The 15,028-nt window shown below is 72.1% G+C and carries 16 protein-coding genes; 8 read left to right on the top strand and 8 right to left on the bottom strand.

The genetic code is table 11. The features are described from left to right. The 3 genes from AB0H75_RS17465 to AB0H75_RS17455 all read right to left on the bottom strand — a co-directional run. A partial coding sequence (locus tag AB0H75_RS17465; protein ID WP_367797113.1) for an IS5 family transposase occupies window positions 1-263 on the bottom strand: 263 nt, incomplete at its 3' end. A 35-nt stretch (window positions 264-298) separates the two neighbouring features. Then, a complete protein-coding gene (locus AB0H75_RS17460) occupies window positions 299-1,813 on the bottom strand; it encodes an APC family permease (RefSeq protein ID WP_367797111.1) in 1,515 nt (504 codons plus the stop codon). A 67-nt stretch (window positions 1,814-1,880) separates the two neighbouring features. Further along, entirely contained in the window at window positions 1,881-3,182 is a 1,302-nt protein-coding gene (locus AB0H75_RS17455; protein WP_367797109.1) for an MATE family efflux transporter, read from the bottom strand. Between the two features lie 287 nt (window positions 3,183-3,469). Between AB0H75_RS17455 and dnaB the strand changes: the two genes are divergently transcribed. After that, window positions 3,470-4,825, top strand: coding sequence for a replicative DNA helicase (gene dnaB, locus AB0H75_RS17450; RefSeq protein WP_367797107.1), 1,356 nt, complete (start codon window positions 3,470-3,472; stop codon window positions 4,823-4,825). Window positions 4,826-4,884: 59 nt separating this feature from the next. Here the strand turns inward: dnaB and AB0H75_RS17445 are convergent, their stop codons facing one another. Then, window positions 4,885-5,457: a TetR/AcrR family transcriptional regulator gene (locus tag AB0H75_RS17445; protein WP_367797105.1), complete on the bottom strand. Its 573-nt coding sequence runs from the start codon at window positions 5,455-5,457 to the stop codon at window positions 4,885-4,887. Window positions 5,458-5,596: 139 nt separating this feature from the next. Between AB0H75_RS17445 and AB0H75_RS17440 the strand changes: the two genes are divergently transcribed. The 3 genes from AB0H75_RS17440 to AB0H75_RS17430 all read left to right on the top strand — a co-directional run bounded on the left by AB0H75_RS17440 (window position 5,597) and on the right by AB0H75_RS17430 (window position 8,009). Continuing rightward, window positions 5,597-6,484: a VOC family protein gene (locus AB0H75_RS17440; protein ID WP_367797103.1), complete on the top strand. Its 888-nt coding sequence runs from the start codon at window positions 5,597-5,599 to the stop codon at window positions 6,482-6,484. Between the two features lie 72 nt (window positions 6,485-6,556). Beyond that, window positions 6,557-7,441 carry a sigma-70 family RNA polymerase sigma factor gene (locus AB0H75_RS17435; protein WP_367797101.1) on the top strand — a complete coding sequence of 295 codons (885 nt, stop codon included), beginning with the start codon at window positions 6,557-6,559 and terminating at the stop codon, window positions 7,439-7,441. A 112-nt stretch (window positions 7,442-7,553) separates the two neighbouring features. After that, on the top strand, window positions 7,554-8,009 hold the full coding sequence (locus AB0H75_RS17430; protein ID WP_367797099.1) for a universal stress protein: 456 nt from the start codon (window positions 7,554-7,556) through the stop codon (window positions 8,007-8,009). Here the strand turns inward: AB0H75_RS17430 and soxR are convergent. Continuing rightward, window positions 7,999-8,508 carry a redox-sensitive transcriptional activator SoxR gene (gene soxR, locus AB0H75_RS17425; protein WP_367797097.1) on the bottom strand — a complete coding sequence of 170 codons (510 nt, stop codon included), beginning with the start codon at window positions 8,506-8,508 and terminating at the stop codon, window positions 7,999-8,001. The two genes, AB0H75_RS17430 and soxR, sit on opposite strands and share 11 nt — an antisense overlap. Window positions 8,509-8,583: 75 nt before the next feature. On the opposite strand from soxR, the gene AB0H75_RS17420 reads away from it, so the two are divergent. After that, on the top strand, window positions 8,584-9,498 hold the full coding sequence (locus AB0H75_RS17420; protein WP_367797095.1) for an SMP-30/gluconolactonase/LRE family protein: 915 nt from the start codon (window positions 8,584-8,586) through the stop codon (window positions 9,496-9,498). A gap of 21 nt (window positions 9,499-9,519) precedes the next feature. Here the strand turns inward: AB0H75_RS17420 and AB0H75_RS17415 are convergent, their stop codons facing one another. Beyond that, window positions 9,520-10,251, bottom strand: a complete 732-nt coding sequence (locus tag AB0H75_RS17415) for an ABC transporter permease (RefSeq protein WP_367797093.1) — start codon at window positions 10,249-10,251, stop codon at window positions 9,520-9,522. Next, the gene (locus tag AB0H75_RS17410; protein WP_367797091.1) at window positions 10,248-11,153 is read right to left on the bottom strand and encodes an ABC transporter ATP-binding protein; all 906 of its coding nucleotides are present in this window, start codon (window positions 11,151-11,153) and stop codon (window positions 10,248-10,250) included. Before AB0H75_RS17410 ends, AB0H75_RS17415 begins: the two co-directional genes overlap by 4 nt. Window positions 11,154-11,262: 109 nt before the next feature. On the opposite strand from AB0H75_RS17410, the gene AB0H75_RS17405 reads away from it, so the two are divergent. The 3 genes from AB0H75_RS17405 to dnaN all read left to right on the top strand — a co-directional run bounded on the left by AB0H75_RS17405 (window position 11,263) and on the right by dnaN (window position 14,541). Further along, window positions 11,263-12,693, top strand: a complete 1,431-nt coding sequence (locus tag AB0H75_RS17405; protein WP_367797089.1) for a sensor histidine kinase — start codon at window positions 11,263-11,265, stop codon at window positions 12,691-12,693. Then, window positions 12,690-13,340: a LuxR C-terminal-related transcriptional regulator gene (locus tag AB0H75_RS17400; RefSeq protein WP_367797087.1), complete on the top strand. Its 651-nt coding sequence runs from the start codon at window positions 12,690-12,692 to the stop codon at window positions 13,338-13,340. Before AB0H75_RS17405 ends, AB0H75_RS17400 begins: the two co-directional genes overlap by 4 nt. Window positions 13,341-13,443: 103 nt before the next feature. Next, window positions 13,444-14,541: a DNA polymerase III subunit beta gene (gene dnaN / locus AB0H75_RS17395; RefSeq protein WP_367797085.1), complete on the top strand. Its 1,098-nt coding sequence runs from the start codon at window positions 13,444-13,446 to the stop codon at window positions 14,539-14,541. Between the two features lie 6 nt (window positions 14,542-14,547). On the opposite strand, the gene AB0H75_RS17390 is transcribed toward dnaN, so the two are convergent. Beyond that, on the bottom strand, window positions 14,548-15,009 hold the full coding sequence (locus tag AB0H75_RS17390) for a MarR family winged helix-turn-helix transcriptional regulator (RefSeq protein ID WP_367797082.1): 462 nt from the start codon (window positions 15,007-15,009) through the stop codon (window positions 14,548-14,550). Between the last annotated feature and the right edge of the window lie 19 nt (window positions 15,010-15,028).

Here is a 15,028-nt window from a genome sequence, read left to right as displayed (position 1 = left end):
TTGACCTGCATCTCCTCCAGCAGCCGGGCCCAGGTGCCGTTTTCTTCCCAGCGTTTGAACCGTTCGTAGCAGGTCTGCCAGGGCCCGTACCGCTCGGGGATGTCGCGCCACGGCGCGCCGGTCCGCAGCCGCCACAGAATGCCGTCGATCACCTGCCGGTGATCGCGCCAGGGACGACCTCGACCATCCATCGCCGGCAGCAGCGGCTCGATTCGTGCCCATGACTTGTCGGTCAGCTCACCTCGTCGCACCACGACCGACATTCAACCGTGCACGTAGATCGTTTGTCAGACACTCCCTAGCGCCGGTGCCGGCCCCCGCCGCCACCGCCGCCGCGCGCGGTGACGGTCTCGGCGGGGCGGGCGAGCAGGCTGTGGCGGCGTCCGTAGACGAGGTAGACCACCAGCCCGAACGCCATCCACAGGGCGAACCACAGCCACGTCAGCACCCGCAGGTTGACCATGAGCCAGAACGTGGCCAGCAGCGACAGCGCCGGCACCAGCGGCGACAGCGGCACCCGGAAGCCCCGCTCCAGGTGCGGCATGCGCCGCCGCATCACGATCACCCCGGCCGCCACGAACGCGAACGCGAACAGCGTCCCGAGCACGACGAGCTCCTGCAGCGTGAGCACCGGCACGAACTCCGCCAGCACGATCGCGACCGCCCCGATCACCAGCGTCACCCGCGAGGGCGTGTGGTAGCGGCGGCTGACCGAGGCCAGCCCGCGCGGGATGAGCCCGTCGCGGGCCATCGAGAACAACACCCGCGTCTGCCCCACGATCAGCACCAGAATCACGGTCGTCAGCCCGAGCAGCGCGCCGGCGTCGATGACGTGCGCCATCCATCCCACGCCCGCCGCCCGGAACGCGCCGGCCAGCGGCGCGTCCACGGAGATCTTCGTGTACGGCACCATGCCCACCATGACCAGCGCCACCGCGAGGTAGATGACGGTGGCCACGACCAGGCTGCGGATCATGCCCTTGGGCACCGCGCGCGGCGCGTTGACGGTCTCCTCGGCCGCGGTGGCCACGATGTCGAACCCGATGTAGGCGAACGCGATGGCTGAGGCCGCCGAGAAGATGCCGAACCAGCCGAAGGCGTGGCTCTCGCCCACGACGACCTCCAGCAGGGTCGCGGGAGCGGCCTTCAGCGGCCTCGGCGCCACGTGGAAGTCGCCGTAGTTGCGCGGATCGACGTGCGGCAGGCCGACGACGACGACCGCGCCGACCGCCAGCAGCTTGGCCGCCACCATGATCCACAGCGCGCGCAGCCCCACCCGGGCGCTCAGCGCCACCACGCCCGTGAGGATCACCAGGATGGCCAGGACGAGCAGGTCGGCGACCAGCTCGGGGTCCCCGACGCGGACGCCGGCGTTGGCCAGCGCGCCGACCGCGATCTCGCCCCACGCCCTGGCCACGACGGCGGCGGCGAGCTGTAACTCCAGGATCAGGGCCAGGCCGATGACCCAGGCCCAGACCTCGCCGAAGATGACGTAGGTGAAGGTGTAGGCGCTGCCCGAGGCCGGGATCGTGGACGACAGCTCGGCGTAGCACAGGCAGGCGAGCAGGCAGGCGATGCCCGCGATCATGAAGGACAGGATCACGCCGGGCCCGGCCGTGGTGGCGGCCTGGCGACCGGCCACGGAGAAGATCCCGGCGCCGATCATCACGCCGAGCCCGAGCACCACCAGGTCGGCCGGCCGGTAGAGCTCGGCCAGGCTGTGCCGGGCACCGGTACGCAGCCCGGTCGCCGCGGACGGCGGCAGCCGGCGCAGAATGCTGGACCAAGAAGTGGGACGCAAGATTGTGGACAAGGAACACCCCGCTCAGGGAACGCGCCCACTCTGTCTCACCACTTGGACAACAGCAAGCACAGGACGATTACGCCCCGGTTACCAGCCAGGCAGTCCCCGCCGCGCGTCTGGTGAGGGTGACGAGCCGGGCGATCATCCACACGCCCAGCGCGCACCACAGGGCGACCACGCCCAGCCCGGAGGCGAGGAAGGCGGCCGGCAGGTACGCCAGCGTCGTCCACACCCCCGCCCACGCCAGGTAGCGCTGGTCGCCCGCGCCGATGAGCACGCCGTCCAGGACGAACACCACCCCGCACACCGGCTGGAACAGCGCCACCGGCCACATCAGCGCCAGCAGCAGCTCCGCGACCCGCGGATCGGCGTCGAACAGCCCCGGCAGCACCGGCCGCGCGGCCAGCACCAGCAGGCCCAGCACCGCGCCCGACCACAGGCCCCACTGGACCATGCGCCTGGTGACGGCCCTGGTGGCGGCCACGTCCCCGGCGCCGAGCGAGCGGCCGGTGATGGCCTGGCCCGCGATGGCGATGGCGTCGAGGGCGAAGGCGAGCAGCGTCCACACCTGGGTGGCGATGGCGTAGGCGGCCAGCTCGGCCTCGCCCATCCTGGTGGCGATCATCGTGGCGGCGACCAGCACGATCCGCAGGCACACCGTACGGACGAGCAGCGCGAACCCGGCCGTGCCCGCCTGCCTGACGCCCGCCGGGTCCGGGACGAGCGACGTGCCGAGCCGCAGCGCGCCCCTGGCCACCACGACCAGGTAGACGGCCGCGCCGAGCGTCTGGGCCAGCACCGTGCCCCACGCCGAGCCGGCGATGCCCCAGCCCAGGCCCAGCACGAACCAGGCGTTCAGCGCCGCGTTGAGCGCGAACGAGCCGACGGCCACGGCCAGCGGCGTCACCGTGTCCTGCAGCCCGCGCAACACGCCCGTGCCGGCCAGCACGACCAGCATGCCGGGCGCGCCCAGCAGGCTGATCCGCAGGTACGTCACCGCCTGGGCCGCCTGCTCCGCCCGCGCCCCGAACAACTCGACCAGGGCCGGGGCGAGCGGCCAGAACAGCACGATCAGCGCCGCGCCGATGGCGAGGGCCAGCCAGATGCCGTCCACGCCGCTGCGCATGGCCTGCTCGGGCCGGCCGGCGCCGGTCTGCCTGGCCACGGAGGCGGTGGTGCCGTAGGCGAGGAAGACGCACAGGTTCACCAGCGTCGCGAGGGCCGTGCCCGCCACGCCCAGCGCGCCCACCGCCGTGGTGCCGAGGCCGTGGCCGACGATGGCGTAGTCGGCGAGCAGGAAGAGCGGCTCGGCCACCAGCGCCCCGAACGCCGGAACCGCCAGCCGCAGAATCTCCCTATCTCTGGACGTAATGGGCATTAGCCTATTATGCCCCTTACGGGGCGTGCGGGGCCAACTTTCTTTCCTCCACAGCCGGTGGACAACGTTTGACCTGGTCAGCGGGATATTGGAGGATATCCCGGAAAGTTATCCCCAGGCGTCATCCACAGGCATTTCACACCCTGGGGACTGTCATGCACAGCTTGTCCACAGGGTTGTCCACAGGCCACGTTGGCGTCCGGCTCTCGCGTCCGCGAAACTGTCAGACCGGTCGGCTACAAGTGGAGGTGGTGCGACCGCCTGCAAGGCTGTCCGAGGGGGGCGCGGTGAGCATTGACGAGGAGACCCCGGCGGGTCCCGGTTTCGAACGCACGCCGCCGCACAACATGGAGGCCGAGCAGTCGGTCCTGGGCGGCATGCTGCTGTCCAAGGACGCCATCGCCGACGTGGTGGAGATCATCCGCGCCGACGACTTCTACCGGCCCGCCCACCAGATGATCTACGAGGTCATCACCGACCTCTACGGCCGCGGCGAGCCCGCCGACGCCGTCACCGTCTTCGACGAGCTGCAGAAGCGCGGCGAGATGGCCAGGGTGGGCGGCGCGGCCTACCTCCACACGCTCACGGCCGTCGTCCCCACGGCCGCCAACGCCGGCTACTACGCCAAGATCGTCCGCGAGCAGGCCATCCTCCGCCGCCTCATCGAGGCCGGCACCCGCATCGTCTCCTACGGCTACGGCGGCCAGAACGAAGAGGTCGACGACCTCGTCGACCGCGCCCAGGCCGAGATCTACAAGGTCACCGAGCGCCGCACCTCCGAAGACTACGCGCCGCTGGCCGACATCATGCCGGGCGCCCTCGACGAGCTGGAGGCCATCGGCAGCCGCGGCGGCCAGATGGTCGGCGTCCCCACCGGCTTCGCCGACCTCGACCAGCTCACCAACGGCCTGCACCCCGGCCAGATGATCGTCGTCGCCGCCCGCCCCGCGATCGGCAAAAGTACCCTTGGCCTGGATTTCGCCCGTTCCGCGGCGATCAAGCATGGCATGACCACCGTCATCTTCTCCCTGGAGATGTCGCGCAACGAGATCACCATGCGCCTGCTGTCCGCCGAGGCGCGCGTCGCGCTGCACTCCATGCGCTCCGGCTCGATGAGCGACGAAGACTGGACCCGCCTCGCGCGGCGCATGAGCGAGGTGGCCGAGGCGCCGCTGTTCATCGACGACTCGCCCAACATGTCGATGATGGAGATCCGGGCCAAGTGCCGGCGCCTCAAGCAGCGCAACGACCTCAGGTTCGTGGTCATCGACTACCTCCAGCTCATGAGCTCGCCGAAGAAGACCGAGAGCCGCCAGAACGAGGTCTCGGAGATCTCGCGTGCCATCAAGCTGCTGGCCAAGGAGCTGGAGGTCCCGGTCATCGCCATCTCCCAGCTCAACCGCGGCCCCGAGCAGCGCACCGACAAGCGCCCCCAGGTGAGCGACCTCCGCGAATCCGGATCGATCGAACAGGACGCCGACATGGTCATCCTGCTGCACCGCGAGGACGCCTACGAGCGGGAGTCGCCGCGGGCGGGCGAGGCCGACCTGATCGTGGCCAAGCACCGTAACGGCCCCACGGCGACGGTGACGGTGGCGTTCCAGGGCCACTACAGCCGCTTCGTGGACATGGCCCAGCACTGAGGAGCCCGGCACCCTGAGGAGCCTGGCACGTCCCAGCGTGGACGTCGGGCCAGGGCGCGTCAGCCCAGGGTGCTCAGGACGAGCCGGATCATCGAGCGGGCCAGGGTCTCCGGGTCGCCGGTGGTGCTCTCGGGCAGCGCGCCGCTCAGCCACAGGCTGGTGAAGCCGTGGACCAGTGACCAGATGGCGATCGCGGCGAGCCGTTCGTGCTCCGGGGTGGGCGACAGCGAGCCCGCGCCGGCGATCAGCGCGCCGGCGGCGCGCTCGTGCGCGGCCACGACGGCGGGGTCGTCGGTGCGGTACAGGTCGGGCCGGAACATCACCTCGAAGTAGGGCCGGTGGTCGAGGCCGAAGCGGACGTAGGCGACGCCCACCTCCCAGATGCCGTCGGCGGCGACCCGTTCGAGGGCGTCGGCGAACATCGTGAAGCCCTCGGCGGCCACGGCGGTCAGCAGGCCCTGCTTGTCGCCGAAGTGGTGGGCGGGGGCGGCGTGCGAGACGCCCGCGCGGCGGGCCAGCTCGCGCAGGCTCCAGCCGGCCGGGCCGGCCTCGGCGATGGCCTGGAGCGCGGCGTCGAGGACGGCCCGTCGCAGGTTGCCGTGGTGGTAGGTCTGCCGGCTGATCTGCCTCACCTCCGCGTTCCGGGTGCTTCCGCGTACCGGCCTCACCGTGACTTGACATTGACAAGATAGCGCGCCTCCTCCAATCTTTCCAATGACAAGATTGGGATGACGGATGGCCCCCGAAGCCGCCCGACCGAAGGACGCGCGCATGACGACCAGCGGACACTCCGCCGACCTCGACTCCATCGACCACACGGTGCTCATCACGACGGACCTCGACGGGGCCGCCGCCCGCTACGAGGACCTCGGCTTCACCCTCAGCCCCGTCTCGCCCCACCACCTGGCCGAGCGGCCCGGCGGCCCGCTCCTGCCGACCTGCACCGCCAACCGGTGCGCCTCCTTCGGGAAGTCCTTCATCGAGCTGCTCGGCATCGTCGATCCGGCCGCGCCCGACCCCTGGGGCGTGCACCACCTGCGCCGGACCTACCGCGGCCTGCTGATGACCCTCGGCTCCCGCGACGTGCGCGCCACCGCCGAGCGGCTGCGCGCCGCCGGCCTGGCCTCCACCGGGATCCGCGCGCTGGAGCGCGAGGTCGCCACGCCGGACGGCCCGCGGACCGTGCGCGCCGACAGCGTCCGCGTGGACGCCGCCCACACCCCTGAGGGCGCGTTGCAGGCCACGCAGCACCACACCCCGGAGCACGTCCACCAGCCCCGCTATCTCGGCCACCCCAACGGCGCCACCGGCCTGCACAGCGTGCTGCTGGTGGTCCCCGACGACGAGCTGGACGACCACGAGGAGCGCTACGCCCGCCTGCTGGACGCCGACGTGTGGATCGAGGGCCCCAGGCGGGTGCTCGCGCTGCGGCGCGGCCGGGTGGAGATCGCCCCGCTGTCCGCGCTCGGCGACCTGCTGCCCGGCCACGTCCCGCCGGCGGTGCCCCTGCTGGCGGCCCACACGGTCGCCGTCCGTGACCTGGCCGCCGCCCGTACGCTCGTCGAGGGCAACGGGATCCCCACCAGGGCCACCCCTGACGGCTTCTACGTCCCCGCCGAGGAAGCCTGCGGGGTGCCGCTCGCGTTCACCCGGAGTTGACGGCTCCGGAGCGGTCACATTCGCCGGGGTCCCGACGTCATAAGGCAGGAACCCCGAAGTGAGGACGTGATCGTGAACGCCGACGACTTTCTGGCCGGCCGGTTCGAGGAGCACCGGCACCGGCTCAAGGCGGTGGCCTATCGGATGCTGGGCTCGCTGTCCGAGGCCGAGGACGCCGTCCAGGAGGCGTGGCTGAAGCTCAGCCGGGCCGACCCGGACGACATCGACAACCTGGCCGGATGGCTGACCACGGTGGTGGGCCGGGTGTGCCTGGACATGTTGCGGGCCCGCGCGGCGCGCGGCGAGGCGCCGCTGGAGCAGCAGCGGATGCCGGACCCGGTGATCAGCGGCGAGGACGGCGGCGATCCCGAGCAGCAGGCGCTGGTCGCCGACGCGGTCGGGCTGGCGCTGCTCGTGGTGCTGGAGTCGCTGAGCCCGGCCGAGCGGCTGGCGTTCGTGCTGCACGACATGTTCGGGGTGCCGTTCGAGCAGATCGCCCCGATCGTGGAGCGATCGCCGGACACGGCGAGGAAGCTGGCCAGCCGGGCCCGCCGGCGGGTACGCGGCACCCTGCCCCCGCCCGATCCGGACCTGCAGCGGCAGCGGCAGTTGGTGGACGCCTTCCTGGCGGCGGCCAGGAAGGGCGACTTCGAGGCGTTGCTGGCGATCCTCGACCCCGACGTGGTGCTGCGGATCGACACCGAGGGCGGCATGGTGACGCTCAGCGGCGCGGCGGCGGTGGCGGGTCAGGCGCCCGTCTTCCAGCGGTACACCACGACGCGGCGGCTGGGGCCGGTGCTGGTCAACGGCGCCGCCGGGCTGGTCAGCTCGGAGAACGGCCGCCCGGTGTCGGTCCTGAGCTTCATCGTGCGCGACGGGCTGATCGCGGAGCTGGACATCTTCTCCGACCCCGAGCGCGTGGCCGCCCTGGAGGTGACCGCCCCGCATCCCCTGTGACGGAAGGGCGCTGTGACGGAAGGGCGCTGTGACGGAAGAGACAGGCTCCGGCGGAATGGGGGTGATCATCCCGGTGCTCTAGCGGATGACCGAAGCGAAGGGGAGAGCAGCCATGACCATCCTTGTCGCCTACGACGGCTCGGCCGACGCGCGCACCGCGATCGAGTTCGCCGCCAAGCACCTCGCGGCCGAGCCCACCGTCGTCCTGACCGTGTGGGAACCGCTGCTGGTGCAGTTGCGCAAGCACCCGCTGGCCGCGGGCGTGCTCGCGCCCGACGCGGAGGACGAGGCGCGCGCCCAGGCGGAGGCGAGCGCCAGGGAGGGCGCCGAGCTGGCGCTCGCGTCGGGGATCGCGGACGTCACCCCCCGGGCCGTGGCCGACAACGAGTCCGTCTGGAAGACGATCGTGGACGTGGCCGACGAGCTCGACGCCTCGCTGGTCGTCACCGGCACGCGCGGCCTGGCCGGGGTGCGCTCGGTGCTGCTGGGCAGCGTCTCCAACCACGTGCTGCACCACGCGCACCGGCCCACCCTCATCGTCCCGCCGCCCGCGCGGGCTACGCGGTGAGCCCCTGACCGCCGGACGGCACGCAGCGGCCCTGGGGCGGGCACAGCCGGGTGTCGATGCGCCGGGCACCCGGCCCCTCCTCGCCCAGCCGGTCGTAGGGGTTGGCCACCGGGCACAGGTCGAGCGAGAGGCAGCCGCAGCCGATGCAGTCGGTCAGGTCGTCGCGCAGCCGCTGGAGCTGCAGGATGCGGTCGTCCAGCTCGCCGCGCCAGGCGGCCGACAGCCGGGCCCAGTCGGCGCGGGTGGGGGTGCGCTCGTCCGGCAGCTCGGCGAGGGCGTCCTTAATGGTCTTCAGCGGGATGCCTATGCGCTGCGCCAGCCGGATGAAGGCGATCCTGCGCAGGCTGTCGCGGCTGTAGCGGCGCTGGTTGCCGGCCGTGCGCCGGCTCTTGACGAGGCCCTTGGCCTCGTAGAAGTGCAGGGTCGAGACGGCGACGCCGCTGCGCTCGGCCAGCTGCCCGACCGTGAGCTCCTTGGCGTTCCAGGCAACCTTCGTCATATCCAAAGATTACTTGAGGTTAGCGGCCGGAATGGGGCCTTCAGCGGGGGGCACCGCGTTCGTAGGGTGGGCGCCATGACGGACACGATCCCCACGCAGTTCGAGGTGCTCGACGAGCGGGCGGCCGGCATCGGCGGCGACCACCGCGTCGAGGTGCTGTACACCGGCACTCGCTGGGGCGAGGGTCCCGTGTACTTCGCGGCCGGCCGGTTCCTCGTGTGGAGCGACATCCCGAACGACCGGATGCTGCGCTGGGACGAGATGACGGGCGCGGTCGGGCCGTTCCGTGTGCCGTCCGGCTACGTCAACGGCAACACCCTCGACCGCGAGGGCCGGCTGGTCTCCTGCGAGCAGGGCGGCCGCCGGGTCACCCGCACCGAGCCCGACGGCACGGTCACCGTGATCGCCGACCGGTGGGCGGGCAAGCGCTTCAACAGCCCCAACGACGTGGTGGTCCGCTCCGACGGGTCGATCTGGTTCACCGACCCGCCGTACGGGATCCTCAGCAACTACGAGGGCGTGGCCGCCGAGCAGGAGATCGACGGTTGCCACGTCTACCGCGCCGACCCGGTCACCGGCGAGGTGCGGATCGTGGCCGACGACTTCAACCGCCCCAACGGCCTGGCGTTCTCGCTGGACGAGAGCCTGCTGTACGTCGCCGACACCCCGGAGCGGCACCTGCGCGTGTTCGAGGTGCGCGAGGACGGGACGCTGGGCGGCGGCAAGGTGTTCGCCGCGGGCGGCGAGCGGGACGGCTTCGACGGCCTGCGCCTGGACGACACCGGCCGGATCTGGGTCGTGGCCGACCGGGCCGTGCACTGCTACGACCCCGACGGCACCATGATCGCCCGCCTCCTGCTGCCCGAGCCCGCCGCCAACCTGGTCTTCGGCGGCCTCAAGCGCAACCGGTTGTTCATCACCGCGGCCGGCTCGCTCTACTCGCTGATGGGCAACGTCACCGGCGCGCGCCCGGTCTGGGCCGGGCGCTGACCTGGCTCCCACCTGGGCACCTCATTCCCACCTGAACAGCCGCGCCGCGAGCCCGCCGAAGACCACCAGCCCGGCGGCCAGCACGATCAGGTGCAGCGGCTGCGGCGCGTGGCCCGCCCAGGCGTCCTTGAGCGCCTGGGCGAACGGCCCGGCCACGGAGAAGTCGCTCACGGTGCGCAGGGCGTCCGGCATGGCGTCGCGCGGCAGCCACATGCCCGCGACGAACATCAGCGGGAACATCACCACCGACCCGATCCCGGAGGCCGCCTTGCCGTTGGGCGCCAGCGCGGCGATGACCAGCCCCATCGCCATCAGCGCCGCCGTGCCCAGCAGGAACACCAGCACGAAGGTCACCCACTGCCGGGGCGCCGCGGCGCCGAAGGCGAGCATGGCCCCGCCGATGAGGATGGCCGTGGCGGCGACCGCGATGACCAGGTTGATGACGAGCTGCACCACCAGCAGCCGCGTGGGGCTCACGGGCGTGGTGGACATCCGGCGCAGCACGCCCTGCTCGCGGTAGGTGGTGAGCACCGCGGGAAGCACGTTGCAGACCAGCGTGAGCAGCGCGAGCAGGGCCATGAGGCTCGGCCACTGCGCGTCCACGTACCGCTGGCCGTCCGCGCCGGCCTCGTTCATGCCGGGGATGCTGAGCCCCAGGACGACCAGCAGGGCGAGCGGCAGCACCACGGGGAACATCAGGAACGGCCACTCGCGCAGGTAGAGCTTGGCCTCCACCAGGAGCATCTTCTTCATGACAGCTTCCTTCCGGTCAGCGCGAGGAACGCGTCGTCCAGCGTGGCCTGCTCGATGCGCAGGTCGCCGGGCACGATCTGGTGGTGGGCCAGGGCGAGGGTGACGGCGGGGGCGAGGTTGCCGGTGCCGCTGACCACGATCTGCCCGCCGCTGCGGGTGACGTCGTGGACCTCGGGCAGGGCCAGCAGCAGGTCGTCGGTGACCGGGGCCGAGGGGCGGAAGCGCACCCGCTGCTCCCCGCTGACCTGCGCGACCAGCCCGGCGGGCGTGTCGGTGGCGACCACCCTGCCGGCGTCGATGAGCGCGAGCCGGTCGCAGAGCCGCTCGGCCTCCTCCATGAAGTGGGTGACCAGCACGATCGTCACCCCGGAGGAGCGGATCTGCTCGATGAGCTCCCAGGTGTCCCGGCGGGCCTGCGGGTCCAGGCCGGTGGTCAGCTCGTCGAGCACGGCCACGCGGGGCCGGCCGACCAGCGCCAGCGCCACGGACAGCCGCTGGCGCTGCCCGCCGGAGAGCTTCTTGAACGTCGTGTCGCGCTTGTGGGCGAGCCCCACCCGCTCCATCAGCTCGGTCCAGTCGGCCGGCTCGGGGTAGAAGGAGGCGTACAGGTCCAGGGCCTCCCACACCTTGATCTTCTCCGGCAGGTTGGCGCTCTGGAGCTGCATGCCGAGCACGCCGCGCAGCGCGTCGCGCTCGCGCCGGGGGTCGAGCCCGGCCACCCGGACGAGGCCGCCGTCCGGGACGCGCAGGCCCGCCACGCACTCCACCGTGGTGGTCTTGCCGGCGCCGTTCGGCCCGAGGATGCCGAAGATCTCGCCCTCGGCGACCTCGAACGACACGTCGTCCACCGCCACGTGGTTCGGATACCGCTTGCGCAGGTTCCTGACCTCGATGATTTTCATGACTTCGACGGTAGGAACGCCGGGTCCGCCGGGGAATGCGGCTGGATGCCGGGCAAGGGTGTACCTAGGTGCAGTGACGCCGAAGGTCGTGACGGACCAGACTGGACGCATGCTGAGGAGGTATGGCCGGGTCGCGGTGCTGCTCGCGCTGCTGGCCGTCGAGGTGCCGCTGGTCGCGGTCTCCGTCGTGATGCTGGTGCTGTCGGTGGCGCTGGGGATGGTGTTCCTCTTCCCGCCGCAGGTCCGCATGGTACGGCGGCTGGCCGAGCTCAACCGGCGGCTCATGCGCCGCTGGACGGGCCTGGCCATCGAGGCCCCCTACCTGCCCAAGCCGCCGCCCCCGGTGCCGCAGGCGGACGGCCTGTACCGCTACGACCGCACCCTCTACAAGACCCCGCGCGTCCCGGCCTGGAGCGACCGCTGGAAGTGGCTGATCACCGACCCCGCCACCTGGCGCGACGACCTCTGGCTGCTGCTGGAGCCGCTGGTGAAGGTGCTGCTGGCGCCGGTGTTCCTGCTGCTCCCGGCCCAGGGCCTGCGCCTGTACGCGCTCTGGAGCGAGCTGCTGCTCGGCGCGACCGCCAACAGCCGCCTGGCCGGCCAGGTCATCCACCTCCAGCGCACCCGCAACCTGGCGACCGACTCCCAGGCCGCCGAGATGCGCCGCATCGAGCGCGACCTGCACGACGGCACGCAGGCGCGGCTGGTGGCCATCGGCATGACGCTCGGCGCGGTCGAGCAGCTGGTCGACCAGGATCCGGCGGCGGCCAAGGCGCTGCTGGCCAAGGCCAGGGACGCGTCCTCGGAGACGCTGACCGAGCTGCGCCGGGTGATCCGCGGCATCCACCCACCGGTGCTGGCCGAGCGCGGCCTCGGCGACGCCGTGCGGGCCCTGGCCATCGACAGCCCCATGAAGGTCACCGTGGAGGTGGACCTGCCGCAGCGCCTGGAGGCGCCGGTGGAGGCCGCGGCCTACTTCGCCGTCAGCGAGCTGCTGTCCAACGCCGCCCGGCACGGCGACGCCCGCTCGGCCTGCGTGGACATCAGCGCCAAGAACGCCGACCTGCGCATCACCGTCACCGACGACGGCCTGGGCGGCGCCGACCCGGCCAAGGGCAGCGGCCTGGCCGGCATCGAGCGGCGGCTGGCCGCCTTCGACGGGGTGCTCGCGCTGAACAGCCCGCCCGGCGGCCCCACCACCGTCACCATGGAGCTGCCCCGGGTGCTGCCGGGGCAGGGCGCGGGCCGGCCGTCCAGGCTGCCCCGCGGGAAGCTGGCCCTGGTCAGCCTGCTGTGGGCGACCGCCTGGTGCCCGACCTTCCCGCAGGGCTTCGTGGCGGCCATCTTCAAGATCTTCGGGGTACGGGAGAAGACCTGGTTCCTGGCCCTGCACCTGCCCCCGGCCTGGCAGTGGCCGACCATCATCGGCATGATCATGCTCGGGCTCACCATGCATGTCATGGCCATCCGCATCCCGGTCACGCACAGCCGGGAGCGCTGGATGGCCGAGGCCACCCCGACCAGACCCTGGTGCTCATGAACGTCCTCATCGCCGAAGACCTCTACCTGCTCAGGGACGGCCTGGTACACCTGCTGCAGGCGCACGGCTTCACCGTCGTGGGCGCGGTGGACAGCGGGCCCGAGCTGCTGAAGGGGCTGCTGGAGCTGCGGCCCGACGTGTCGATCGTGGACGTGCGGCTGCCGCCCACGTTCACCGACGAGGGGCTGCAGGCCGCGCTGGCCGCCCGCACGTCGGTGCCCGGCCTGCCGGTCCTCGTGCTGTCGCAGCACGTCGAGCAGCTCTACGCGCGCGAGCTGCTGGCCGACGGCTCCGGCGGCATCGGCTACCTGCTCAAGGACCGGGTGTTCAACGCCGAGCAGTTCATCGACGCCGTACGCCGGGTCGCCGCGGGCGGCACCGCCATGGACCCGGAGGTCATCGCCAAGCTGCTGGCCAGCAACGCCCGGCACGAGCCGCTGGCCGCGCTCACGCCGCGCGAGCGGGAGGTGCTGGAGGCGATGGCGGAGGGCCGCTCCAACGCCGCCATCTCCCAGCGGCTCTACCTCAGCGAGAGCGCCGTCGCCAAGCACACCGCGAACATCTTCGCCAAGCTCGGCCTGGCCCCGTCGGACGACGACAACCGCCGCGTGCTGGCCGTGCTCGCCTACCTCAACAGCCGCGCCTGATCCAGCGCCTGTCCCGTGGACGGCGGCCCCGGACGAGCGCCCGGGGTTGTCGGTGCCCTCGGCTATTTTCATAGAGGGCACGGCGACGAAGGGGTGTTGACAGGTGAAGATCCGGGTTAACCGCGATGTACTGGCAGAAGCGGTGGCATGGGCCGCCAGGGTCCTGCCCAGCCGCCCGGTGGTGCCCGTCCTGTCCGGGCTGCTGCTGGAGGCCGGCGAGGAGCTGACCTTGTCGGCGTTCGACTACGACGTCTCCGCCAGGGCCGCGATCGACGCCGACGTGGCCGAGGAGGGCAGCGTGCTGATCCCCGGCCGGCTGCTGGCCGAGATCAGCCGCAGCCTGCCGGCCGACGAGGTCGAGATCGTCACCGAGGGCCCTGAGGCGGTGCTCACCTGCGGCAGCGCCGAGTTCGGGCTGGTCACGATGCCGGTGGAGGACTTCCCGACCCTCCCGGTGATGCCGCCGGTCATCGGCGCCATCGGCGGCGGGGTGTTCGCCTCGGCCGTCGGCCAGGTCGCGCCGGCCGCCAGCCGCGACGACACGCTGCCCATGCTCACCGGCATCCGCATGGACGTCGACGGCGAGTCCGTGGCGATGGCGGCCACCGACCGCTACCGCATCGCCGCCCGCGAGTTCACCTGGCGCCCGGTCGAGCCCGGCGCCTCCGTCTCGGCGATGGTGCCGGCGCGGGTGCTGGTCGAGGTGGCCAAGTCGCTGCGCGGCGGCGAGGTGTCGGTGGCGATGGGCGACGGGGTGGCCGGGTTCGAGAGCGTCGGGCGCAGCACGACCGTGCGGCTGCTGGACGAGCAGTTCATCGACTACCGGTCCCGGCTCACCAGCGACTGGTCGATCAGGGCCGACGTGGCGGTGGCGCCGTTCGTCAGCGCGATCAAGCGGGTGGCCCTGGTGGCCGAGCGCAACACCGCGGTCCGGCTGTCGTTCACGCAGGGCCGGGTGCTCATCCAGGCCGGCGGCGGCGACATCGGGCGCGGCACCGAGTCGGTCCCGTGCGAGCTGCGCGGCGACGACATCCAGATCGCGTTCCAGTCCCAGTTCCTGCTCGACGGGCTGGTGGGCATGGAGGGCGAGCTGGCCCGCATCAACATGGAGTCGCCCACCCGGCCCGCCCTCATCCAGGACGTCCCGGGCGACGTGCAGCCCAGCTTCCGCTACCTGGTCATGTCGCTGCGGCAGAGCTGAGGCCGCTCAGGCGCCGGGCCGGGCGGCGGTCTGGCGCTCGGCCACCAGCTTGAAGACCCGCTTGAACGCGGCGTAGTCCTGCTCGCCCACCGCCCGCGCGTGCTCGGCCTCCAGCTCGGCGAGCACGGCGTCCGACCTGACCAGGAAGTCGCGCCCGCGCTCGGTGGGCACGATGAGCTTGGCGCGGCGGTCGGCCGGGTCCGGGCGTCGCTCCACGTATCCCAGCTCGGCCAGCTCGTCCACCAGGGTGCCGATCACCTGCTTGTGCTGGCCCGACTGCGCGGCCAGCTCGGTGGCCCGGCTGCCCTCCTCGTCGAGGTAGGCGAGGACCGCCCCGTGGCGCGGCCTGACCCGCGGATGGCCCTGCTCGCCCATCCTGGCGAACAGCTCGCGCTGCAGGCTGAACAACGTCCGGCTGGACAGGACGCCGAGGTCGGGCTGCTCCTGCTTGCGCTGGCTCCTGCGCACGGCACGCCTCCTATTTAGT

The sequence above is a fragment of the Nonomuraea sp. NPDC050783 genome, assembly GCF_040802095.1.
Taxonomy (GTDB): domain Bacteria; phylum Actinomycetota; class Actinomycetes; order Streptosporangiales; family Streptosporangiaceae; genus Nonomuraea.
The sequence above is the reverse complement of the archived record's forward strand: the minus strand, read 5'-3'. Positions and strand labels throughout refer to the sequence as shown.

Bases quoted from the DNA above. Each gene is read 5' to 3' on its own strand.
- AB0H75_RS17455 (WP_367797109.1), bottom strand. From the start codon at position 3,182: ATGCCCATTACGTCCAGAGATAGGGAGATTCTGCGGCTGGCGGTTCCG.
- AB0H75_RS17440 (WP_367797103.1), top strand. From the start codon at position 5,597: ATGACGACCAGCGGACACTCCGCCGACCTCGACTCCATCGACCACACG.
- AB0H75_RS17430 (WP_367797099.1), top strand. From the start codon at position 7,554: ATGACCATCCTTGTCGCCTACGACGGCTCGGCCGACGCGCGCACCGCG.
- soxR (WP_367797097.1), bottom strand. From the start codon at position 8,508: ATGACGAAGGTTGCCTGGAACGCCAAGGAGCTCACGGTCGGGCAGCTG.
- AB0H75_RS17420 (WP_367797095.1), top strand. From the start codon at position 8,584: ATGACGGACACGATCCCCACGCAGTTCGAGGTGCTCGACGAGCGGGCG.
- AB0H75_RS17415 (WP_367797093.1), bottom strand. From the start codon at position 10,251: ATGAAGAAGATGCTCCTGGTGGAGGCCAAGCTCTACCTGCGCGAGTGG.
- AB0H75_RS17410 (WP_367797091.1), bottom strand. From the start codon at position 11,153: ATGAAAATCATCGAGGTCAGGAACCTGCGCAAGCGGTATCCGAACCAC.
- AB0H75_RS17405 (WP_367797089.1), top strand. From the start codon at position 11,263: ATGCTGAGGAGGTATGGCCGGGTCGCGGTGCTGCTCGCGCTGCTGGCC.
- AB0H75_RS17400 (WP_367797087.1), top strand. From the start codon at position 12,690: ATGAACGTCCTCATCGCCGAAGACCTCTACCTGCTCAGGGACGGCCTG.